Genomic DNA, 21,907 nt, shown 5'->3' on the forward strand with positions numbered 1-21,907 from the left:
GGTGAAAATGACCTTCTCAGGACAGCTTTCTGATTCTACCCTGGGGCAGAAAGTTACTTTACTGCCAGCTCCACACTTCTGTTGATGAAGTTGGTCAGGTTTTTACCACTCAGCATTCCCTGTGAAAGGAGTGCCCAGTCATAAGCCTGCTTGGCCAATGCCACCTGATCGTCCTCGCTCTCCGCATCTACTATCTTGCGGGTAAACGCGTGGTTGGCATTCACTGATACTGACAGGTTGAGCGGCATCTCACCGAACATCATCGGGCCGCCACCGCCCTGAGCCTGCATGTCTCTCATCCTGCGAATAAACTCAGGCAGGGTGATGGTCACCGGCATGTCATCCGTAGCCATAGGCTCTATGGTCACGTTATTTTTCTCATCCCCAATGGCCTTCTTGAAGGCCGCAGATACTTTCTCCTTCTCAGTATCAGAGAGCACAGATTCCTTCTTCTCATCTTTATCGATGAGCTTGTCTATCACGTCAGCATCCACTCGCTTGAGGGTAACACCTTCATATTTCTGCTCCACGTGGTTGATGAAGTGACTGTCTACCGGGCCGTCCAGCACCAGCACGTCATAGCTTCGCTTCTTCGCGGTTTCCAGATAGCTGTGCTGCTTTTCTTCATCCGTGGTGTAAAGGAAAACCACACTCTTGTCCTTATTGGTCTGGTTAGTGGCCACCTCTTTTTTATACTCCTCTATGTTGAAGAATTTACCCTCTACGTTTTTCACCAAAGTGAAATCCTTGGCTTTCTCTTCAAACTTCTCTTCGGAGATCATTCCGTATTTTACGAAAACACCGATATCACTCCATTTCTGCTCGTAGCTCGGTCTGTCCTTTTTGAACAGGTCACCCAGCTTATCCGCCACTTTCTTGGTAATGTATCCGTTGATTTTCTTCACGTTGCTGTCTGACTGCAGGTAGCTACGCGACACGTTCAGCGGAATGTCCGGAGAGTCGATCACCCCATGAAGCAACTGCAAAAAGTCCGGCACTATGTCCTTCACCTCATCGGTGATAAACACCTGACGTGAGTACAACTGGATCTTATTCCGCTGAACTTCAAAATCTTTTTTAAGTTTTGGGAAATAAAGGATTCCGGTAAGGTTGAAAGGATAGTCCACATTCAAATGAATCCAGAAAAGTGGCTCTTCTGAAAAAGGGTAGAGCTCTTTGTAGAATTCGAGGTAATCTTCATCCTTCAGATCACTTGGTGACTTGGCCCAGAGTGGCTCAGGATTGTTGATAATGTTATCTTCCTGGACGGTTTTCCACTTTTTCTTACCGTCTTTGTCTTCTCCATCCTCTACCTGTCTGTCCTTTTGTCCGAATCGGATCGGCACAGGCAAAAACTTGGAGTATTTATCCAGGATACCCTGGATTCTGTGTTCTTCTAAAAATTCTTCTGAGTCGTCGGCAATGTGGAGGATGATCTCTGTGCCGCGCTCTTTCTTCTTGCTTGTTTTGATCTCAAACTCTGTGTTTCCATCACACAACCAGGCTGCAGGCTCAGCACCTTCCTGATAAGAGAGTGTCTGGATCTCTACTTGCTTGGCCACCATGAATGCTGAGTAAAAGCCCAGCCCGAAGTGACCGATGATCTGCTGCTCATCACCCTTGTCTTTGTATTTTTCCACAAACTCTGTGGCTCCCGAAAAAGCAATCTGGTTGATGTACTTCTTGATTTCTTCGGCCGTCATACCAATTCCCTTGTCAGAAATGGTGATGGTTTTCTTCTTTTTGTCAACGCTGACGTCAATGGTCAGATCTCCAAGCTCACCTTTATATTCTCCCAGAGAAGCCAATCTTTTAATCTTCTGGGTGGCATCTACAGCGTTGGAGGTAAGCTCGCGTAGGAATATCTCATGATCGGAGTATAAAAACTTCTTGATGATCGGGAAGATATTCTCCGTGTGGATTGAAATAGTACCTTTCTCTTGCATATCGTTATTGTGATTTTTTTAATTCTGAGAGTCCTTGAAATCAAATACTATTCCAGAGGTTAAATACTGTCAAGATGGCAGAGCGTTGACAGCTCCAGGTGGGCTGGCTCCAAACAAAAAATCCGTCAAAAGACGGATTTAAAATGATGGTAAGTCACGAATTATTATCTAATCCTGTCCGCACTCCGCACCAGTTTTTCATCCTTTCGGATAAAGCGGTTGGCCAGCGAGTTAAACAAGAGTGCAGCTGCAATAATATAGAAGCCTATTTCAAAATTGCCCTGGGTGTTGGGGTTCAGCATTTGATCTCCCTTGGTAGAGTAGTAATAAGTCATACCCAGGCAGCCACCCATAATCAACGAGTTGAGTGCCCCAAGCTTCATCTGTCTCAGTCTGGTTTTGTATTGGAAGATGGAAAACAAGGCAATGCCTGCAGCCAAAATGGCCAGGGCGGAAATCCAGTAAGTATCTACAGAAGCCATCACTGTAAGTTCTCCGGCCTCATCATATGAAGCGTACACCATTTTAAAAGCATTCAGCGTCACTTTCTCCTGGACATCAAGGTCCAGCTTGTTCCAAATGGGCAAAAAAAGCACGGTCACCATGATAGCGGCTACCAGAAACAAAAAGACAGATTGGATTCTTTGAATCATAATTTCTAATATTTCTCGCAAAAATGCCGATCCCTCCCCACAAACCCAATCGAATGTCTACAAATTCTTTACCAGGTAAAGTCTTACTTTTGCAGCCATGAGGTATTTCCTGGACATTTCATATCGCGGCACGGCATTTCATGGATGGCAAATTCAGCCTAATGCCCACACCGTGCAGGAAGAAATCAACCGGGCGCTGAGTACGATTCTTCAGCAGGACATTGCCTGTCTCGGAAGTGGCCGTACGGATACCGGTGTACATGCACTTCAGCAAGTTGCTCATTTTGATGCGGAACTTTCTGATTCATTGGTGCAGCTTCAGTATCGGCTAAATGGATTACTCCCTCCAGAGATAAGCATCAACGCCATCCGACCCGTTAACCCCGAAGCACATGCCCGCTTTGATGCCGTGCGGCGTACCTATCATTATCACCTTCACCAACAGAAAGATCCTTTCAAAACGGGGACTTCCTATTTTTTTTCAAGAAACCTGGAGGTCGCACCAATCCGGGAGGCCATTGCATTGTTTAAAAGTTGGAAGAACTTTCAGGCTTTTAGTAAGGTTCATACTGATGTCAATCATTTTGATTGTGATATTTACGAGATAAGCTGGCAAGAAACCAACGACGGCCACTTATTTTCCGTAAGTGCCAATAGATTTTTGCGGGGCATGATCAGGGCCATGGTGGGCACCCTGCTGGAAGTGGGGCAGGGCAGACTTAGTCAATCAGAACTTGAGAACATATTGGCAAGCGGCGAAAGATCCCGCGCAGGGCGGGCTGTGCCTCCCGAGGGTCTTTTCCTTACTGAGGTAAAATATCCCGAATCAATATACCTAGACATTTAAGCATTGGAGAAAGAAAAAACGATTAGTGGGAATATATTGGATTTGCAGATACTAAGGAGACTCTTCGTATTTGCAAAACCCTATCAAAAGCAATTTTACCTGGTGGTGTTTCTCACCATAGCCCTGGCACTGCTCACACCTGTGCGACCATGGATCATCCAGTATACCATAGACAACAACGTGGCCCATGGTGATTACAACGGCCTGGTATTCTGGGTAATTGTGCTCATTGTGCTACTCGTTGCTCAGGCCATTGTGCAGTATTTTCATACCTACATGTCAGGTTGGCTGGGGCAGTATATCATCAAAGACATACGTGTTAAGCTTTTCAATCATCTCCAGAATCTTCGTCTCCGGTTTTTTGATAAAACACCCATTGGCCGACTCGTCACCAGAAGCGTGAGTGATATCGAAACCTTATCTGAGGTGTTCAGTACAGGGATTGCGGGTATTATTGCGGACGTGCTCCAGCTGCTCGTGATTCTGGTCTTTATGTTCGCACTCAGCTGGCAGCTGACACTTGTCAGCCTGGCACTGCTGCCGATTCTGCTGTTTGCCACTTATGTTTTCAAGGAAAAAGTAAAGGTCTCCTTCAATGAAGTGCGAACTGCCGTTTCCAACCTCAACTCGTTTGTACAGGAGCACATCACCGGGATGAACATTGTTCAAATCTTCAATGCCGAGAAGAGGGAGATGGAAAAATTTAAAGAGATCAACCGCGAGCACCGCAAGGCCAATATCAAAGGAGTGTTTTATTACGCCACCTATTTCCCTGTCGCAGAGATTATTCAGGCCGGGGGCATAGGCCTCATCGTGTGGTACGGAGCAGGTAGTGTCATCCAGGAGCAACTTACACTTGGCGTACTCATTGCCTTCATCATGTATATTCAGATGTTTTTCAGACCTATCCGAATGATTGCCGACCGGTTCAACACCCTGCAGATGGGAATAGTGGCCTCCAACAGGATTCTGGATCTCATGGACAGCAAAGAGTACATAGAAGACAATGGAAGTCATAACCCTGAGGACATAGAAGGTACCGTGAAGTTTGAAAATGTCTGGTTTGCCTACAACGATGAAGATTGGGTACTGAAAGACATCAATTTTGAAGTGCAAAAAGGTGAAGCTTTGGCACTGGTGGGCGCTACAGGTGCAGGTAAGTCATCGGTGATCAATCTGCTCACCCGGTTTTATGAGATCAACAAAGGAACTATTGCCATTGACGAAACCAATATTCGCGAGTTTGAACTGGGAAATCTCAGAAACCACATCGCGGTGGTGCTACAAGATGTCTTCCTGTTTTCTGACACCATCTATAATAACATTACCCTTCGCAATCCGGACATCAGTCTGGAAAAAGTGCGGGAGGCAGCAGAGTTAGTGGGGGCCAGGTCATTCATAGAGCGCCTTCCTGGTGGGTTTGATTACAATGTGATGGAGCGTGGGGCCACCCTTTCAGTGGGGCAGCGCCAGTTGATTTCTTTTGTCCGTGCCATGGTTTATGATCCTAAAATCATTGTACTGGATGAGGCGACCAGCTCAGTGGATACAGAAACAGAAGAGCTGATCCAGGAGGCCATCCAAAAGCTGATGAAGGGCCGGACTTCCATCGTCATTGCCCACAGACTTTCCACCATTCAGAATGCAGATAAAATTCTGGTACTGGATAAAGGAGAGATCGTGGAAGAAGGAACCCACGACACACTACTTGAATTAGACGGCTTTTATACGCAACTTCACCAAATGCAGTACAAAGAAGTGGTATCATGAATGTAACCCTGACCAGGTATTTCTACCTGAGCCTCATCATTTTATTTCTGACCATCATCATCGGCTCCATCTACTACATGCTGGGTGGTTTTGACGAAGTAAAGGCCTACAGGCTGGATCCTATTGAAAGAACGGTGGCAGGCCAAATGTTTATAAGCCACTATACTGACCAGGCTCCGATAGACTTTGGCACCAGGTGTAGGGAGATGATTGCCAACAAGGACATTGACGGAACCCTGACCATCATTACTTTTCATAATGATACCCTGCCAAAAAATCATATCGCCCGGTTCATAGGCATTAGCCTGGCCGCCGAGATGTCAGAGATTCCTGAGAGTTTCGAGGTACGCCAATTTCAGTCAAACGCACGTTATGCAGTGTTTCTCAGCATGCACGTATTGGTGCAACCAAGACCCCACAAAATTGAGTCGATGCTGCATGCAAAAGCTCAGGAAGAAGGAGATGAGCTGGAAGATTTCTTTATGGAGATCCGTTTCCCGGACAATTCGCTGATCGTGGAAGGCTGGGCCAGGTAGATCAGATCTCCAGCTTTTCCTCAGATTCACTCACCAGCTGCTTGTCGTGCAGCTCCCGATAAGCTCCTCCTCGCGCGAGAAGTTCCTCATGTGTGCCGCTTTCCAGTACCACCCCATCATCCAGCATGATTACCTTATCAGCGAGCTTGGCAGACGACACCCGGTGAGAAATGATCACAGAGGTGCGACCCTTCATGATTCTGGCCATGGCGTTCAGAATGGCATTCTCCGTTTTGGTGTCCACAGCGGAAAGTGCATCATCCAGTATCAGTATCTTCGGTTCCCGGGCAATGGCCCTGGCAATAGACACCCTTTGTTTCTGACCTCCGGAGAGTGTAATCCCGCGTTCACCCACTCTGGTGTCAAAACCGTTGGGGAAACGGTCAATGTTTTCCAGCAAATCTGCATCAGCAGCAGCTTTGTGGACATCCGCTGTTTCCATAGCGTCCGCCCCAAAAGCAATGTTTTCAGCAATGGTATCCGAAAACAGAAAGACGTCCTGCGGCACATACCCTATCTGACTCCTCACAGAGTCCAGCGAGTATTTGCGAATGTCTTCCCCATCTATGGCCAATGTACCTTCAGTGGCATCATACATCCGACAGATCAGGTTGGCAATGGTGCTTTTCCCGGACCCTGTGGTGCCAATGATGGCCAGGGACTGACCCGGGCTGATCTCAAAAGACACATGCTTTAGCGCAGTAATCCCTGAGTCGGGATAGGCAAAAGAAACATCCTCGAACCGGATGTGTCCTTCGATTTCCCGCGACAGGTTCTCTGAGGAAACAATCTCGCTCTTGGTGTCCAAAAACTCATTGATCCTTCGCTGAGAAGCCGCAGCACGCTGAATGATACTTGTGATCCAGCCCAAAGAGGCCACCGGCCAGGTGAGCATGTTCACATAGATGATAAACTCTGCGATCACCCCTGTACTGATTGAGCCATTGAAAACTTCCACTGAACCGATGTACACTGTCAGGATCACGCTCAGGCCAATTAACCCCATGATCAAAGGGAAAAACAGCGCCTGAACGTTGGCCAGCTTCAGAGATTTGTCTTTGTAGGTTTCGCTTGCTTTATCAAACTCCTGATCCATGTCGCGCTCGCGGACAAAGGCTTTAATCACCCGGATTCCGGAAAAAGCTTCCTGCACGTAGGTCGAAAGGTCTGACAAACTCTTCTGTATCTCTTCAGATCGCTTATCAATAATGTTATTGACGAAATAAATACTCAGTGAAAGAAGTGGCAACGGAATCAATGAATAGAGTGTAAGCCGTGGATTGATCGAAAACATAAACGGAATAACCATGGCAAAAAGCGTGAAAAGACTGATTCCGTACATGATGGCAGGGCCCACATACATTCTCACCTTACTCACATCCTCTGAGATACGTGCCATCAGGTCGCCCGTATTGTTTCTTCGGTAAAAGCTCAGCGGCAATGACTGATAATGCTCATAAATTTCATTTTTCAGGTCATACTCGATGTGTCTGGACATCACGATGATTGTCTGACGCATAAAAAACATGAATACTCCCTTGAGGAGCGCGGAGATCAAAATAAGCAGGCCAAGTATAAAAATACTGGACGCAAACACGTCATAAGTCTCAGATTGGAGCTCAAAACCACTGAAGGCTTTAAAAATATCATAGCTGCGCTGAAGCAGATCAAAAGAATATCTGACTACTACAGCAGGCACAATGCCAAATAAGTTGGAGACAATGATGAAAATTGTCCCAAGAATCAAATGCCATTTGTATTTTCTGAAGTATTTATTGAGATGAGCTAAGTCTTTCACTAGGAATAAAACGGTGAGTACACCAAATGGTTATTTACTTAAAAACAACTAATTTTGAGGCCCCATAATTCCGGGTGCCCCGTTTTTTAGTCGGGGCAGCAAAAGTAGCTAAAACAACAAGAATGATAGATACCCAGCCCCAAGTAAAAAACAGTGAGATTTTCAACACAATGGCCCGTATGGAACACGAGCAGCTTGTGTTTTGCCACGATGAAGTATTAGGTCTCAAAGCCATCATAGCGGTGCACAATACCGTACTCGGCCCGGCAATGGGCGGCACGCGGATGTGGAATTATCAGTCCGAAGAAGAAGCCGTTAAGGATGCCCTGAGGCTTTCGAGAGGCATGACTTTCAAAAACGCCATCGCCGGTTTGAATATTGGGGGAGGAAAAGCCGTGATCATCGGAGACGCCAAGAAAATCAAAACCGAGGCACTCATGCGCCGGTTTGGCAAGTTTGTACACAGTCTGAATGGAAAATACTGGACCGCAGAAGATGTGAACATGAGTGCCCGCGACATGGAGTATATCCGCATGGAGACTCCGTATGTCACCGGTATACCGGAGAGCATGGGTGGGTCTGGAGATCCCAGCCCTGTGACTGCATATGGCGTGTACATAGGCATGAAAGCCAGTGCCAAAAAGGCCTACGGGTCTGATAACCTCAAGGGCAAAAAGATAGTAGTGCAAGGTGCCGGCAATGTGGGCACTTACCTGATTGAGCACCTCCTCAAGGAAGAGGCCATCGTACACGTCTCCGATATTTTTGAAGACAAACTTGCTGCGGTTACCAAAAAATTTAACGTGTCAGTAGTAGATCCAAAAGATCTCTATACCATGGACATGGACATTTATGCGCCATGTGCCCTGGGTGCCACACTTAATGATATCACAATCCCTCAGCTCAAATGTGCCATAGTAGCCGGAGCTGCCAATAACCAACTCGACGAAGAAGATCACCACGCAGAGATGCTGAAAAACAGAGGGATTATTTACGCCCCCGACTTCTTGATCAATTCGGGAGGGATAACCAACGTATATTACGAGCAACAAGGGAACTACAACCGCCAGCGAGTCTATGAACAGACCGAGCGGATTTATGAAGTTTGCCAGGAAGTACTCGAGTACGCTGAAAATAACGAAACAACAACACATCAGGCAGCTTTGCAACTAGCCCTCAACCGCATCAAGGATGTAGGGAAAGTAAAGCTCGCTTACTAAAATAAGTCAATATATGCTTAATCGTAGGATTCTTCGTGTCAAAGCCATGCAGGCACTTTACAGTTATTTCACGGCACAGGAATCACTGAAAGATGTAGTCAGGGAAAGACTGGAAAGTCAGTTTTACCCTGACCCGGCCAAGGATGACTTTGCCGAATCAGATAAGTTTACTGCTCGCCGAAAGACAGCTGCGCGCCTTTTCATCGAGAACCTTCAGCACCGGTCTGTGGCTGAAGAAACCGAGGAAGATGTGAAAGATGCTGCCGTAAGAAGCATAGAGGCTTACCACACGGAGCTCAGGAAGGAACAGCGAAATATCCGCAATGTCATGGTCAATGACATTGCAGATATTCATAAGCTCTATTTCAAACTGGTGGCCCTCCCCCTGGAGTTTGCTCATCAGGAAAAGCTCGAGAAGGATAAGAAGGAAAAAGCCCACATCCACAAAGAGAGTGCCTGGCGGTGGCATTTCATTCAAAACCCTGTCATCGATGCACTCACCAAACATGAGCCTTTCACCAAAGGACTGATCGACCTGAAACTCTCCTGGGATGAGGATGCAGATCAGATCCGAACCTGGTACAAGGACATTCTGAAAAAGGATCCTGTATTGATCGAATACCAGAGCAATGAGCAGCCTACGGATGAGGAGCATAAAGAAGCCATTCTGCATCTTTTCAAGAAAATCATTTTCAAAAATGATTCCATCAATGAGTTTTTGTCAGAATCCGACCTCCACTGGACCGAAAACAAGTCGGTACTGAAAAGCCTGGTGGTAAAAACCTTTCAGGATTACGAAAAAGACCTGGACCCGTCTTACGAGATGAAAGAAGTCATCACCAACAAAGAAGACGACATGGAATTCTTTGAAGTGCTTTTTGATGAAACCCTCAAGAAGAGCAAGGAATGGGATGACCTGATTGTGAAAAAAGTGAAAAACTGGGACATCTCCAGAGTGGCCCTGATGGATAGAATCATCCTGAAAATGGCGCTCACTGAGATGATGCAGTTTCACAGCATTCCGGTGAAAGTGACCATCAACGAGTTCATAGAAATATCCAAGTTGTACAGCACCCCAAAAAGCAAACAATTTGTGAACGGCATTTTGGATGTATTGGCAAACGAACTAACTTCGGATGGCGTTATAAGAAAAAGTGGTCGTGGACTTATCGACAACAAATAAATTCGAAACATTATGAGCAGTCGAGGAAATTCATTTTTTGCATTCATCTTAGGAGCCATCACCGGAGGTATTCTGGGGGTTCTTTTTGCCCCGGACAAAGGCACCAATACCAGGGATAAACTTACCTATCGCCTGGACAAGTACAAGAAGAGGCTGGAGGAGATCGTGGAAGACCTGGTAGAGGGTGCAGACATGGTGGAAAACGAAGCAAAGTCTGAAGGTGAGAAAATCGTGAAGGACGCCAAGGTAAAAGCGGAAAAGCTTCTGGATGACGTCAACGGACTCATCGATCAAATCAAAACCAAATAATCAAGTCGCTAAAAACATGGCTCAGATCATTAGGCTGGGTCATCGTTAACAAATCATTAGGAATTATTAGGGCCTGAAAATCCTTATTGTTCAGTAAGTTTGTAATGATTTTAGCAATAAAAACTAAGTTTTATTATCATGAAAAGACATACCATTAACATTTTACTCGTTGCCATACTGGGCGTAGTAGCACTGAGCTGTGGCAATAAAGAATTAGAATCAAGAATTGCGAAGCTGGAAGGCAAAATTGCAGAGTTGGAATCCAAAGGGTCACCAGCCATCCGTCCGGCGGCCAACCCAGCACCAGAAGCTGCCGAGCCTGAGGTAAAGCCAGAAGGTCCACTACCGGCTATCGAATTCACTGAAGAAGACCATGACTTTGGTACCATCAAGGAAGGCGAAATCGTAGAACACCTGTTCAAATTCAAAAACACCGGAGACGCTCCTTTGATTATCTCTTCAGCCACGGCTTCTTGTGGTTGTACCGTGCCAGTTTGGCCTAAGGAGCCAATCGCTGTAGGTGAGGAAGCCGAAATTCAGGTAAGATTCAACAGTAAAGGCAAGCCAGGTATCCAGAACAAGACGGTTACCATTACGGCCAATACCTATCCTAAAATCAACAGGGTGAAAATCAAAGCCAACGTAACCAAAGAGGATAATCCCTCATAATCTCGAATAAACTGAAATGATAAAAGCACTTTTGCTCCAGGTAGATGCTGGAGGAACCAATTATACGCAATTTATCATGCTGGCGGGCATGATAGCCATTTTCTATTTTTTCTTCATCAGACCTCAGCAGAAAAAGCAAAAGGACCAGAAGAAGTTTATAGAGGCTGTTAAAAAGGGAGATCAGGTGATCACAGTAGGTGGAATTCACGGGAAGATTGTTTCTGTGGAAGATACCACAGTAACCCTGGACGTGGATAAAGGCAGCAAGCTGACCATTGAAAAGTCATCCATTTCTCTCGATGCCAGCAAAAGATTGGCACAATAAACAAGTATATAAAGTATACCAATAAGTGTTAAAGGCATTCAACAACTGGAAGGTAGTCCTGCTCTCAATCATTGGAGCGACTACCTTTTGGTTTTTTAATGCCCTGAATAAAGATTACGATGCAAGAATCAGCTACCCTATCGAGTTTCAGTTTGACAGGGATAGTGTAGTAATCATGCAGCCGCTTCCCACTACGTTGTCCATAGATGTCTCCAGCGGAGGCTGGAATCTCCTTCGGAAAACCTTTTGGTTCAACGTCACTCCCATTCAGATTGTACTGGAAAACCCTACGGAAATAGGGTTTTACACCCGAAATTCACTGATGCCGATTGTGTCCGATCAGCTGGATGAGCTGAAAATCAACTACCTGGCCACTGATACGATCTATATCAACATCGAAAGAAAACGTCAGAAAAAAGTTGCGCTCTTTATCGACTCCCTGAGTATTGATCTGGCAGAAAATCATCGGATTACTTCACCCATCACCTTTGTGCCGGACAGTGTCATTGTGGTGGGGCCACAGAGTTTCTATGATACCCTGGCCACCTCCCATCAGATGAGAATAGAAAGCCGTGGAATCAGCAGTAATTTTAATCGGGAGATTGATGTGAAAATAAATGGCGGCAGACTTACGTCCAGCATTCCGGATCAGGTTAGAATTCAGTTTCAGGTTGACAAATTCGAGCGACGAAGTATTCAGATTCCTATCGAGAAGGAAAATTTCCCGGAAGACTCTTCTGTCGTTTTGTCTACAGATTTTGTGCAAATTTTTTACACCATTCAGCAATCAAAAGAAGAGGACTACAGTACACGCGATTTTGCGGTCACGGCTGACCTCAGCATGCTGGATAGGAGCGACTCTACTGTGCTGGCCATACTGGTTTACCAGCCTGAGGAAGCCATGGATATAGATGTGATCCCCGAACACATAAAAGTGACCCATGCCCGGAAGTAGGCCAAGCCTGATTGGCATCACCGGAGGGATAGGAGCAGGAAAAAGTACGGTAGCCCGTGTGTTCAAAACGCTAGGTATCCCCGTATATGATGCCGATAGTCGTGCCAAATGGCTTATGAATCATGAGCAGGAACTTATATCAGGTATTGTGTCTCTGTTCGGTCCCGAAGCTTACCAAAGCCACCAAATCAATAGAACGCACATCGCCAAACTTGCATTTTCTGATGAGTCCCTGCTTACCCGGCTCAATGCCCTTGTGCACCCGGCCGTAGCCAAAGATTTTGACTGGTGGGCGCACAGGCAAACCAGCCCTTATGTCCTGAAAGAAGCAGCACTACTGTTCGAAGCAGGCTCCTACCATGCGCTAAGTGCCATCATCACGGTTACTGCCAATGAGGCATTGAGAATGCGGCGTGTGTTACAAAGGGATGCTCACAGAACCGAGCAGGATGTAAAAAAAATGATGGCCTCCCAATGGCCAGAAGAGAGAAAAGTGGCACTTTCTCAATACGTCATCACCAATGATGAAACCATGGCGGTCATTCCCCAGGTGATGAAAATCCATGAGCAATTACTGAGTAAGATCTCTGGGTAATTTGATCTGGTCAGCATAAAAATTCATCCGCTTGGATCTCACATCCAGGGGCTCTATCCGGTCCACACGGTCTTCGCTGTTGTTGTAAAATACCTCCACATAGACCCTGTCAAGCAGGTACAAATTGATTTTGTGCCGATAATACCTGATGGAAGTAATCAACTGCCCATTGAAGTACAGCCACTTAGCCCTTTCCGGGAATGAAAGTCCGAGAAAACGATTTTTGGTCATGCATTTAAGTTACTAAAGAATTTACTGATCACAGTAAATCCGGTCATATTCTTCGGGGCGGAAAGCCTGAGACCGGATGGGCTCTCCGGCCAGGTTAAAATATGTCACCACGAAAAAAGCTGCCGTTTTGAGGTGTTGCTCGGCAAAAAACAAAGGTGTCTCCTCTGTTCCCAGATTTAAAATATCGTTGTACTGCATGGGGAGCAAAATCCCCCTGGTGTCACTCATCAGCCCATGGCCGTCTTCTCCCACCACAATGGCCAAAGACTGGCCGTCCACAGTAAACCACGGACGCACCGACCGGACCGCATCCAACACTACTTCATTTTGAAAAGTCCTGAGTGACCACATGGGCCCTGACCGCACCCAGCAGGTAGTGTCATTCCATTTCAAAAGTTGATCGAATTCTACAGGAAGCATCCATTTATTCGCGCCATTCACCAGGCCCACTTTACCCGCTTTTTTTACTTCATAGTATGGACCAAAGGTCTGGATTCTTGCCTCGTACTCCGAGGGCAGGAGCACCCCATTGCGTAGGTCCAGGCATCCGATCTTTCCATCCTGTAATAGAAAAACCAACCCGCTCTTCTCATCAATCACTTCATATTTGAAAGGTAAAACTTCCTTGCCTTTGGCATTCATGAGGCCTATTTTCTTCCCTTTTTTCACTCGAAACAAGGAGTCTGTCAGAAGAGCCACTTCATCCAGCTGAGTCTCCATTATCACCTCTCCCGAAGCTCCTATAACCAATTGTTTTTTGGCCTGACTCAGCAGCAGATAGCTCGCCTTTGATTCACCCTCCTGCGACCCGATAACCCTGATTCCTTCGCCTGAACTCAATGTCCTTGTCAAACCATTCTGAAACAAGAGTTGATTCTGATCACCTCTTTTGACATAGGCGGCTTCCCGGGATAGGAGCTTTACCGAATCGAGGCCCGTGAGCAAATCCACTGATTCCTGACCCAGTCGGGAGAGTAGCATCCAGGCATCCGGATTTCTGAAAGCCAACCACCCGTCGTTTATTTCAATCTCAGTAAATACCGGCGCCTTCCTTTTGTGAAACTCATCCAAAAGGTAATACCCTTCTGAATCTTTCACGTACCAAAACGAGCCATCAAAATAGATGTGGTGAGCGGACAGGGGCACCAATACCTCCAGATTCTTGCCTATCAAACCCTCCTGATCTTCCCAGAACACCTGCACCAGACTGTCACCAATCATTTCATAGTCATCATACTGAAATGATAATCCGGAGGAGAACCCATTCGCTACCTCGCTGGCATTTGAAACTGCAAAAAGGCCATCAGATTCAAACATGATGAATGACCCAAGGGAAGTAATAGAAGTATAAGCAGGCTTAGCCAGCAGATATCCACCTGGCGTCAATAGCCCCCATTCATAATTATGCTTAAAAGCAATCCATCCATTGGATAGGATCAAAGCATCATCCACGGTCAATCCTGAAATTTGATGACCTGAACTATGGTACAGGAAGCCCTGACCATCGCGATACACTATCCTGACAGCTTCACTGATCTCTTTTATATCCTCCACACCTGAAACAATGACCTGCCCCAACCGATTGACCACAGCACTCCTCCCATCCGCCTGCACCTGCAGCCAGTCACTGGTGATACCCCCGCAGATGTAATCTTCTGAAATCTCCGAGTAGGAAGGCGCAATAATCGGAACTCCCTTCAGGTCCATTAGTCCAAACCTATTGGCTTCCAGAAATGGCAGGAGAAGTTTATCCCGCAGCTGAGCAATGCTTTGTAATGAATCAGGCAGGGGGTGCAACCTCGCGATCAGGTGAAGGGAGTCACGGGCACCGAGGTAATACAGCATGTCAGCCGCTTTTTTTCTCAAATGTGATGCCGGGTATCTCTGAATGAACCAGGTGTAGTCCGACCACCGGTTCAGAATGGTGCGGCGCTCAAAAATGATTTCCTCTGCCATTTTCCGAAAAGGGGTATCCGGATGATCCTCCAAAAACTTAATATAGCTTTCCAGCCGGTCATCTTTGGTGTAATCCTTAAAAATCAACGACTGATACCGGCTACGAGCATCCGACACAAAAGTAGATTGGGGGTAATCCTCAAAAAATCGCTCATAAGCCTGCCAGGTGTCCTGCTGGGAGGCTTGTCCGAAAGCCAGACTGTCACGCATAAAAATGGCCCGACCTTTCTTCACAGCTTCCTGAAATTTTACCAGATACTGCTCAAACCCCGAGACGGACATTTCCTCCTCCGTCCTGGAAAAAGCAGCCAATTCTACCCGCTGTTTTTGGGCTACTAGTCTGGAGGAATCCAGCCCTGCCTCCCTGAGTTCACCCCGGCTCTCCTCAGACGCCATGGCCAGATCAGACAATGCCGTAGTGATATAGGTATAAGCTGAATCTACCTGGTAGATCTGATACCGGTCTTCTAAAAAGAGGAGTGACATATAGTACCTCGCTCCCGGATTCACAATCTCCTTCTCCAGGGATTTACGGGCCACTTTTTCGGCCTTTTCGTAGTCTCCCTTTTCCATCAGTTTTTGGAGTTTCTCCAGGGGGCCGGCCCACAGGGAAGTACCTAAATGAGCCGTTAATAAAACAATTATGAAAAACTTCTTCGCCATCTTTTCTATCCTGCCAGTTGCGCAAAATAATAACAAATATTCACGACGCACATCAAAAAAAGGAGTCCCTGTTTATTGAGTCAAAGAATATTCCCGTTTAAACGTAATTTGCTCCGTTTATTCATTTGCCCTGTTGCTTTTTAAGTGCTTTTAATACATTTACCTAATTAATTCGCAAAGGCGAGTAAATTTTAGGCGGTGATTGATCTGACGAAAGTCAGATCCTAAGATTCGATTCCAACCAGTTATGGATCGATCTTAAACTGGGGGCAAGTTTACTTGCCCCCTTTTTTTTGCTCGCCTATTCATTCGATATTCAACTGGTCCCGGAGCCTGCTACCCTAGTCATGGATCAAGTCATCTAAGCTTTGAAATTCCCTAAATGTTTCCGGGAAAAGATTGGGATTTATATCCCATAAGTATGGAAGCGCGTAATAGGTGGCTATCGTAATCAACATGATGGAAATAAGGTTCATCCAGAATCCGGCTCTGATCATATCCGGTATTCGCAAGTAGCCAGACCCGAAGACCACCGCATTGGGGGGTGTGGCCACTGGAAGCATAAAAGCACACGAAGCGGCCAGGGTTACAGGCACCATAATCATAAATGGATGCAAATTGAAAGACAGGGCCATCGGAGCAAGCACTGGCAAAAGCATGGCCGTGGTGGCCAGATTGGAAGTGATCTCTGTCAGAAAATTGACAATAGTTACGAGCACCAAAATGAGGACAATCAATGTAAGTCCATCCATTCTGGTCATTTGGTTGGCAATCCACTCAGCCAGACCGGTGCTAGTGAACCCTTTGGCCAGGGCCATTCCACCACCAAAGAGCAAAATGATACCCCAGGGTAGTTTCACAGCTTCTTTCCACTTGATCAGTTTTCTTGACCGTGTTTTATCGGGGATTACGAAAAGAACCACCGCTGAAGTCATGGCTATGATGGTATCATCCAGCCCCGGAATCACTTTTTGCAGCAGGGATCTGAAGATCCACGCAAAAGCAGTACACATAAACACCACCAACACCGCCTTCTCTTCAAAGCTGACTTTGCCCAATGCACGAATCATGTCACGGATTTCGTCCCTGCCTCCGGGAAACTCGATTTCATCAAACCGAAAGGCATATTTGGTAAGATACCTCCAGCAAATCACCGTGAGCACTGCGGAAGTCGGCAGACCAAACATCATCCAGTCAAAGAAACCCAGTTTGACATTATAGATTTCTTCCAAAATGCCCGCCAGTACCAGGTTAGGAGGTGTTCCAATCAGCGTAGCTATGCCACCAATCGACGCACTATAGGCAATACCGAGCATCAGCGCTTTGCCCAGGGCATTTCCGTCATGAGCAGATCCGTTGGTGTTTTTCTTGAACTGCGAAACTATGGCTGTACCGATAGGAAGCATCATCACTGAGGTAGCCGTATTGGAGATCCACATGGAGAGGAAAGCCGTGGCTACCATAAACCCAAGGATGATGTTGGAAACATTGGAACCTATTATGCGAATAATATTCAGGGCAATGCGCTTATGAAGGCCCCATTTTTCTATGGCAATGGCCAAAATAAAGCCTCCCATGTATAGGAAGATATACTTATGCCCGAACGACTCAGTGGTACTTCCAATATCCAGTGCTCCGGTCAGAGGGAAGAGCAATATTGGCAGCAGGGCCGTCACAGCAATGGGGACCGCTTCCATCACCCACCAAATCGCTATCCATACAGTAGACGCGAGGACATGATAGGCCTCCAGGTTCATGGATTGGGGTGGTCCCACTAACTCCATAATCAGGAACGAAAGCGGACCTAAAAGCAAAGCAAAAGTCTTGTTATACTTTCTCATTTCTCCTCTTAAGAAACACTGTGTTACTTATTCAGACCTTTTGGCACTACGGTCTTTAAAACAAAGATCACAATATACAAAAGCCAACCTAAACAGGTTGGCTTTGCATGTCGAGGTGACTGGATTACTCATACACACAGCCATGCCCACAATCCCCTCGTGAATCTCTGCTGCGCTACGATTTCGAACCGCCCCAGCTGGTTCTCATCCAGAGCACAAAACGCAAAAAGTCAACCTAAACAGGTTGGCTTTGCAAGTCGAGGTGACTGGATTACTCATACACACAGCCATGCCCACAATCCCCTCGTGAATCTCCGCTACGCTACGATTTCGAACCGCCCTCCGCTGGTTCTCATCCAGAGCACAAAACGCAAAAAAGCCAACCTAAACAGGTTGGCTTTGCAAGTCGAGGTGACTGGATTCGAACCAGCGACCCCCACGTCCCTAACGTGGTGCGCTAACCGGGCTGCGCTACACCTCGATCTTTTGGAGGGCCAAAATTATACAATTATTCCTCGCATTTGAATCCCTCCTTTCAAAATTTGAATGAAAATCTGTAATTACGCTCCTTCGCTCCAGGTCACCACCATGATTAAGTGGCAGTACCCTGTTAATCATTACCAAATATTTTGGTTATTTTGAATCATCATGAGAAAACTGATGAAAGATCAGGAAGTAGGCCTGGACCCTTATTTCCGATACAGAGGGAAAAATCAAACCCGGGTGGAAGCCTTCACGGACGCTGCTTTTGCGCTGGGCATCACCCTCATCGTCCTCTCTACTTCCGCCCCCAATACTTTTGATGAACTCTGGCTATCCATGCGCGACGTGATCCCTTTCGGCCTTTGTGTGATATTGGTAATGGTCATCTGGTACCAACACTATCTATTCTTCCTGCGCTATGGACTTCAGGATTCACGCATCATTACGCTCAATACCTTTCTGATCTTTCTGATCCTTATTTATGTTTACCCACTCAAATTTCTCTTCAAGGTGCTTTTCGACATTTATGTGGCCCTATTCACCTCTGATAAAGAAATATTCCAACATCTGTTTACTTCAGTAATCAGAATGGAAGATACCCGCACACTGATGGTATTGTACGGGATGGGTGGAGCACTCATCTTCTTTACCATCAGCCTCATGTATCATCATGCACTGAAAATAAGCACCGAACTGGAACTGGATGAATATGAGATTCATGAGACCAAAACCGCCCTCCAGACCAACGTGCTTATGGGTATGATTCCGTTGCTGTCTACGCTTGTTGCTCTGTCCGGCCTATTCGGGATGCATAACTTTGCAGTATCCGGGTTCATTTACATGCTTTATCCGCCAGTGATGATCATCCACGAGAGAATATCCAAAAAAAGGCGAAATCAACTGCTTACAAGGCTCAACCTCAAATCTGACTAACAGATTACAAGATCTTGGCATCTACAAAAAAGACGCTTTTGATAGAGACCGTGATATCATTGCTGATCGTTTTATCTGTTTTGGTGGTGGTTTTAAATGTAAACTGATCGCTGGTCACATACTCCTTAAGGTTTACCGATCCTTCCACGTCCATTTCGATCGAGGTAAGGCCATCTTCAGGAATGTTGGTTTTCGTAGCAATGACCTTTTCACTGAGCCCGTCTGCATTGATGGAAATGGTCACCTCATTCAAAAAATCAAAGTTCGCATCCGCAGGGGTCTTTATCTCCAGTTTCATGGACTGTAAGTTCACTTCCTCCACTTTATCCTTTCTCGTATTGTTAGCTGAGAAAGTAGAAGCAGAATTGGATGAAATCTCCGGAGTACGGGCGGTAAAAGGAATTGCAGTGCCTAATCCCCCACTGTAGGTGAACTCTGAAGTGTAATCCATGGTAAATTGAGTGAAGTCCAGTTTTTCACACCCAAAAAACACCGTAGAAACGAGCAAAAAAACGATTATTGAGCTTATTTTTTCTTTCTTTTTCATATCAAAGCAACCTATTCAAGTGCATATTGTTCCTATTATAACAACATCCGTCTGATCAATTAATTGTGCGGGGTTTAAACTGTCTAACGAAATAGCGTGTCTATTGAGCAAACACAAACAATGAAACCTATTCTTCTTTTGCTGCTGAGTGTGATGTTTTGGAGCTGTCTGGAAAGCAATCTGGATACCACAGACAAAATCACAGATAATGACATCAACTATCTGGGTCCGGATCATGACATTGGGGATTTCCCAAATGATCCATACCGAATCGTAGGCATTACTCCGTCTAAAAATACCTGGAAGGTAATCGTGGAGTACACCGGAGGTTGTAATGAGCACCATTTTTATACCTGGTGGAACGGCAACACCACGGGCAATAACGTGACACTCTTCCTTTTTCACAATTCGAACGGAGACAGCTGTGAAGCCACAGTGAGAGATACTATCAACATCGATATCCATACAGCATTGATCAACTCTGTAGCCCTGGAAGAAACAACTGTGGCAGTTATCAATGCCAAAAGCCTAAAGACCATTCGGATTGACCCATACCTGGCACTCCTTCCGCAAGGAAATGAATGCACCCAAATCGTTTCACTGTTAGGTACCTCATGCGGTGAGGGAATCTGGGACAACCAGTGGATGCTTCTGGCAGACACATTTCTCACACACCAAAAGGTGTGGTTTCAGCCCGTGAAAAACAGCACGAACGTTGAAATCAGAAAACCTGAGTCCGGGACCTATTCCATTGCGATTACGCTCTTGTTTGGATTTCAGTATGACTCCTCCTCGGATGCCACCTGCCAAAGTCTGCCGGAAGGTGCGATCGTGCCGGTGGCCATCAATTGCCTGGATAAACTATAACGTAATCCTTAATCCCTGTTTTTGAATAGCCCTTTTTTGAGATTCAGCTGCGACCATCCCTCCAGATAAAAAATCCATTGAATGGCATCTTCCGTAAGACGTAGCTGGTAGGAAGCCACCTCATCAAAACCAATCTGCAGGTCCAGCTTCTCTGCCAGCTGCGATTTGGCCAGTCCGTCCATGATGAGTTCGTCCAGGTTCTCCAGAAAAGGCTGCATGTCCATTCTCACCTGCTCCGCCACATAACGCTCGGCAAACTCATGCACTGCCCAGTCCGTCATGGCCACCCAATCATCATCAGCGTCTATTTCATAAGCAAATCCCTCGAGCACCAGCTCACGGTCCGCGTTCAGCACCGGACGGCCCGTCGCATACACAATCCCATTAAGATCACCGGTGGTGGTCAATTTTACTTTCAATTGCTGGCCTTCACGTCCCATTTCAGCATCTGTAACACGCACTTTATACGTCTCATAAGTAAACTCATGTAGGGCCAGCTCCCGCTTCAGTGTTTGAGAGAGCAGATCATACGGTAAATTGATCTCAGGATAGACCAGCAATGCTGCCCGGGTATTAAGTGGCTCCCCCCTGCTGGTCAGCGGTACTTTTACCGCCACTGCCTGTTTGATAGGCGAGATGTTGATTTTGGTGCGGTACTCCACATGCACTGATAACGTGTCTCTGTCCAGGGGCACCAACGTTCCATTGAGCGCAACAGGAGTAGAGTATAGCCATAGCTCCTGAGGCTGCCTGGCAATTCTTTGGGGCTTTTGCAAATCCATCCATACCTTTTCTACAGTACTCCTGAAGTCTACCGCTTTGTTCAGCGCCCCACAAATAATATCAGACAGCTGATCCTCGTGCTCCTCCAGGGCTTTGTCGATGGTTCCCTCCACATTAAAAGTCATCCCCATGATGGAAACTTTAGAGCTCTCTCCCAGATCAAATCCCTTGTAGTCACAGGTGACATTCATCTCCCAGTTCTCATCTATGTCCACAATGGCCGAGGCCTTGAGTAACCCACTAAACTTTACAGGCGCATCAGCATTAGAAAAAGTTACACCCAGTACTTTCTTACTAATCCCGGCTTCCACATCCAGCGGGATAGAGGCAAATACCTCATTCTTCCGTATCGCGAGATTCAGTTTCCCCTTGCGTACCACCTTCAGAAAAAGGGTGTCACCCTTTCCCTTTAATGGAAGGGCGTCATCCAGAATGAGCTTAGGAAGCACCCGATTGACACCTTCTTCCAACTCACCCACTGGGAAGTTGACCCGGAAACTCAGGTAGGAGGGCAGCGTCTGAAGAGGTGGCAATGCCGCTTCACTTTCCTTTTTAGCAGTCCTGTCACAAGCCATCAGTGCACCTAAGAGCACCAGGTAACGGCAAATTTTTATCATCCTTTGGTTTTGAAAGTGAAAAAAGAAAGAATGGAAATGAATCACAACAATTCCGCCCTTTTTAGCACTAATTAAACTTAATACCTCATCCGAATTGTCATATCATGTGACATTTATTTACATTAAAAAACACCATATTTCTTCAATTCAGCGTTAATTAGATCATTCATCCAAACCTAA

The 21,907-nt window shown here is 46.2% G+C and carries 20 protein-coding genes and 1 tRNA gene; 12 read left to right on the plus strand and 9 right to left on the minus strand.

All coding sequences use genetic code 11. From position 1 onward, the window contains the following. Positions 1-53: 53 nt before the first annotated feature. Positions 54-1,946 carry a molecular chaperone HtpG gene (gene htpG / locus RIH33_RS20100; RefSeq protein WP_406651869.1) on the minus strand — a complete coding sequence of 631 codons (1,893 nt, stop codon included), beginning with the start codon at positions 1,944-1,946 and terminating at the stop codon, positions 54-56. Positions 1,947-2,110: 164 nt separating this feature from the next. After that, the gene (locus tag RIH33_RS20105; RefSeq protein WP_406651870.1) at positions 2,111-2,599 is read right to left on the minus strand and encodes a DUF4293 domain-containing protein; all 489 of its coding nucleotides are present in this window, start codon (positions 2,597-2,599) and stop codon (positions 2,111-2,113) included. A gap of 97 nt (positions 2,600-2,696) precedes the next feature. Here RIH33_RS20105 and truA point away from each other — a divergent pair, with 97 nt between their 5' ends. The 3 genes from truA to RIH33_RS20120 are packed head-to-tail and all read left to right on the plus strand — an operon-like array spanning position 2,697 to position 5,752. Continuing rightward, the gene (gene truA, locus RIH33_RS20110; RefSeq protein WP_406651872.1) at positions 2,697-3,446 is read left to right on the plus strand and encodes a tRNA pseudouridine(38-40) synthase TruA; all 750 of its coding nucleotides are present in this window, start codon (positions 2,697-2,699) and stop codon (positions 3,444-3,446) included. A gap of 3 nt (positions 3,447-3,449) precedes the next feature. Continuing rightward, positions 3,450-5,216, plus strand: coding sequence for an ABC transporter ATP-binding protein (locus RIH33_RS20115; protein ID WP_406651874.1), 1,767 nt, complete (start codon positions 3,450-3,452; stop codon positions 5,214-5,216). Beyond that, a complete protein-coding gene (locus RIH33_RS20120; protein ID WP_406651876.1) occupies positions 5,213-5,752 on the plus strand; it encodes a hypothetical protein in 540 nt (179 codons plus the stop codon). Before RIH33_RS20115 ends, RIH33_RS20120 begins: the two co-directional genes overlap by 4 nt. A gap of 1 nt (position 5,753) precedes the next feature. Here RIH33_RS20120 and RIH33_RS20125 read toward each other — a convergent pair whose 3' ends face one another. Further along, the gene (locus RIH33_RS20125) at positions 5,754-7,550 is read right to left on the minus strand and encodes an ABC transporter ATP-binding protein (protein WP_406651878.1); all 1,797 of its coding nucleotides are present in this window, start codon (positions 7,548-7,550) and stop codon (positions 5,754-5,756) included. A gap of 122 nt (positions 7,551-7,672) precedes the next feature. Here RIH33_RS20125 and RIH33_RS20130 point away from each other — a divergent pair, with 122 nt between their 5' ends. The 7 genes from RIH33_RS20130 to coaE all read left to right on the plus strand — a co-directional run bounded on the left by RIH33_RS20130 (position 7,673) and on the right by coaE (position 12,806). After that, positions 7,673-8,770, plus strand: a complete 1,098-nt coding sequence (locus RIH33_RS20130) for a Glu/Leu/Phe/Val dehydrogenase dimerization domain-containing protein (RefSeq protein ID WP_406651880.1) — start codon at positions 7,673-7,675, stop codon at positions 8,768-8,770. 13 nt (positions 8,771-8,783) lie between these two features. Then, the gene (gene nusB, locus RIH33_RS20135; protein ID WP_406651881.1) at positions 8,784-9,953 is read left to right on the plus strand and encodes a transcription antitermination factor NusB; all 1,170 of its coding nucleotides are present in this window, start codon (positions 8,784-8,786) and stop codon (positions 9,951-9,953) included. Positions 9,954-9,965: 12 nt separating this feature from the next. Then, entirely contained in the window at positions 9,966-10,262 is a 297-nt protein-coding gene (locus RIH33_RS20140; RefSeq protein ID WP_406651882.1) for a YtxH domain-containing protein, read from the plus strand. A 138-nt stretch (positions 10,263-10,400) separates the two neighbouring features. Continuing rightward, on the plus strand, positions 10,401-10,931 hold the full coding sequence (locus tag RIH33_RS20145; RefSeq protein ID WP_406651883.1) for a DUF1573 domain-containing protein: 531 nt from the start codon (positions 10,401-10,403) through the stop codon (positions 10,929-10,931). Between the two features lie 16 nt (positions 10,932-10,947). Then, positions 10,948-11,256, plus strand: a complete 309-nt coding sequence (gene yajC, locus RIH33_RS20150; protein ID WP_406651884.1) for a preprotein translocase subunit YajC — start codon at positions 10,948-10,950, stop codon at positions 11,254-11,256. A gap of 25 nt (positions 11,257-11,281) precedes the next feature. Further along, positions 11,282-12,211: a hypothetical protein gene (locus RIH33_RS20155; protein ID WP_406651885.1), complete on the plus strand. Its 930-nt coding sequence runs from the start codon at positions 11,282-11,284 to the stop codon at positions 12,209-12,211. Then, positions 12,198-12,806: a dephospho-CoA kinase gene (coaE, locus tag RIH33_RS20160; protein WP_406651887.1), complete on the plus strand. Its 609-nt coding sequence runs from the start codon at positions 12,198-12,200 to the stop codon at positions 12,804-12,806. Before RIH33_RS20155 ends, coaE begins: the two co-directional genes overlap by 14 nt. Here the strand turns inward: coaE and RIH33_RS20165 are convergent. The 4 genes from RIH33_RS20165 to RIH33_RS20180 form a co-directional block, all read right to left on the minus strand. Further along, positions 12,783-13,037, minus strand: coding sequence for a hypothetical protein (locus RIH33_RS20165; protein WP_159584072.1), 255 nt, complete (start codon positions 13,035-13,037; stop codon positions 12,783-12,785). The two genes, coaE and RIH33_RS20165, sit on opposite strands and share 24 nt — an antisense overlap. Before the next feature lie 21 nt (positions 13,038-13,058). Beyond that, positions 13,059-15,656 (minus strand): WG repeat-containing protein, encoded by a 2,598-nt coding sequence (locus tag RIH33_RS20170; protein ID WP_406651888.1) that lies wholly within the window; start codon positions 15,654-15,656, stop codon positions 13,059-13,061. Between the two features lie 341 nt (positions 15,657-15,997). Continuing rightward, positions 15,998-17,497, minus strand: coding sequence for an SLC13 family permease (locus RIH33_RS20175; protein WP_406651890.1), 1,500 nt, complete (start codon positions 17,495-17,497; stop codon positions 15,998-16,000). A gap of 406 nt (positions 17,498-17,903) precedes the next feature. Continuing rightward, positions 17,904-17,978, minus strand: a tRNA-Pro gene (locus tag RIH33_RS20180). A gap of 167 nt (positions 17,979-18,145) precedes the next feature. On the opposite strand from RIH33_RS20180, the gene RIH33_RS20185 reads away from it, so the two are divergent. After that, positions 18,146-18,913 (plus strand): TMEM175 family protein, encoded by a 768-nt coding sequence (locus RIH33_RS20185; protein ID WP_406651891.1) that lies wholly within the window; start codon positions 18,146-18,148, stop codon positions 18,911-18,913. Between the two features lie 4 nt (positions 18,914-18,917). Here the strand turns inward: RIH33_RS20185 and RIH33_RS20190 are convergent, their stop codons facing one another. Beyond that, positions 18,918-19,460 carry a hypothetical protein gene (locus RIH33_RS20190; protein ID WP_406651893.1) on the minus strand — a complete coding sequence of 181 codons (543 nt, stop codon included), beginning with the start codon at positions 19,458-19,460 and terminating at the stop codon, positions 18,918-18,920. Between the two features lie 120 nt (positions 19,461-19,580). On the opposite strand from RIH33_RS20190, the gene RIH33_RS20195 reads away from it, so the two are divergent. Next, complete coding sequence (locus tag RIH33_RS20195; protein WP_406651894.1) at positions 19,581-20,327, plus strand: hypothetical protein; 747 nt, start codon at positions 19,581-19,583, stop codon at positions 20,325-20,327. An 8-nt stretch (positions 20,328-20,335) separates the two neighbouring features. On the opposite strand, the gene RIH33_RS20200 is transcribed toward RIH33_RS20195, so the two are convergent. Then, positions 20,336-21,727, minus strand: coding sequence for a DUF4403 family protein (locus RIH33_RS20200; protein WP_406651895.1), 1,392 nt, complete (start codon positions 21,725-21,727; stop codon positions 20,336-20,338). Positions 21,728-21,907 lie beyond the last annotated feature (180 nt).

Source organism: Marinoscillum sp. (genome assembly GCF_040222955.1).
Taxonomy (GTDB): domain Bacteria; phylum Bacteroidota; class Bacteroidia; order Cytophagales; family Cyclobacteriaceae; genus Marinoscillum.

Bases quoted from the DNA above. Each gene is read 5' to 3' on its own strand.
- htpG (WP_406651869.1), bottom strand. From the start codon at position 1,946: ATGCAAGAGAAAGGTACTATTTCAATCCACACGGAGAATATCTTCCCG.
- RIH33_RS20105 (WP_406651870.1), bottom strand. From the start codon at position 2,599: ATGATTCAAAGAATCCAATCTGTCTTTTTGTTTCTGGTAGCCGCTATC.
- truA (WP_406651872.1), top strand. From the start codon at position 2,697: ATGAGGTATTTCCTGGACATTTCATATCGCGGCACGGCATTTCATGGA.
- RIH33_RS20120 (WP_406651876.1), top strand. From the start codon at position 5,213: ATGAATGTAACCCTGACCAGGTATTTCTACCTGAGCCTCATCATTTTA.
- RIH33_RS20130 (WP_406651880.1), top strand. From the start codon at position 7,673: ATGATAGATACCCAGCCCCAAGTAAAAAACAGTGAGATTTTCAACACA.
- nusB (WP_406651881.1), top strand. From the start codon at position 8,784: ATGCTTAATCGTAGGATTCTTCGTGTCAAAGCCATGCAGGCACTTTAC.
- RIH33_RS20140 (WP_406651882.1), top strand. From the start codon at position 9,966: ATGAGCAGTCGAGGAAATTCATTTTTTGCATTCATCTTAGGAGCCATC.
- RIH33_RS20145 (WP_406651883.1), top strand. From the start codon at position 10,401: ATGAAAAGACATACCATTAACATTTTACTCGTTGCCATACTGGGCGTA.
- yajC (WP_406651884.1), top strand. From the start codon at position 10,948: ATGATAAAAGCACTTTTGCTCCAGGTAGATGCTGGAGGAACCAATTAT.
- coaE (WP_406651887.1), top strand. From the start codon at position 12,198: ATGCCCGGAAGTAGGCCAAGCCTGATTGGCATCACCGGAGGGATAGGA.
- RIH33_RS20165 (WP_159584072.1), bottom strand. From the start codon at position 13,037: ATGACCAAAAATCGTTTTCTCGGACTTTCATTCCCGGAAAGGGCTAAG.
- RIH33_RS20170 (WP_406651888.1), bottom strand. From the start codon at position 15,656: ATGGCGAAGAAGTTTTTCATAATTGTTTTATTAACGGCTCATTTAGGT.
- RIH33_RS20175 (WP_406651890.1), bottom strand. From the start codon at position 17,497: ATGAGAAAGTATAACAAGACTTTTGCTTTGCTTTTAGGTCCGCTTTCG.
- RIH33_RS20185 (WP_406651891.1), top strand. From the start codon at position 18,146: ATGAGAAAACTGATGAAAGATCAGGAAGTAGGCCTGGACCCTTATTTC.
- RIH33_RS20190 (WP_406651893.1), bottom strand. From the start codon at position 19,460: ATGAAAAAGAAAGAAAAAATAAGCTCAATAATCGTTTTTTTGCTCGTT.
- RIH33_RS20195 (WP_406651894.1), top strand. From the start codon at position 19,581: ATGAAACCTATTCTTCTTTTGCTGCTGAGTGTGATGTTTTGGAGCTGT.
- RIH33_RS20200 (WP_406651895.1), bottom strand. From the start codon at position 21,727: ATGATAAAAATTTGCCGTTACCTGGTGCTCTTAGGTGCACTGATGGCT.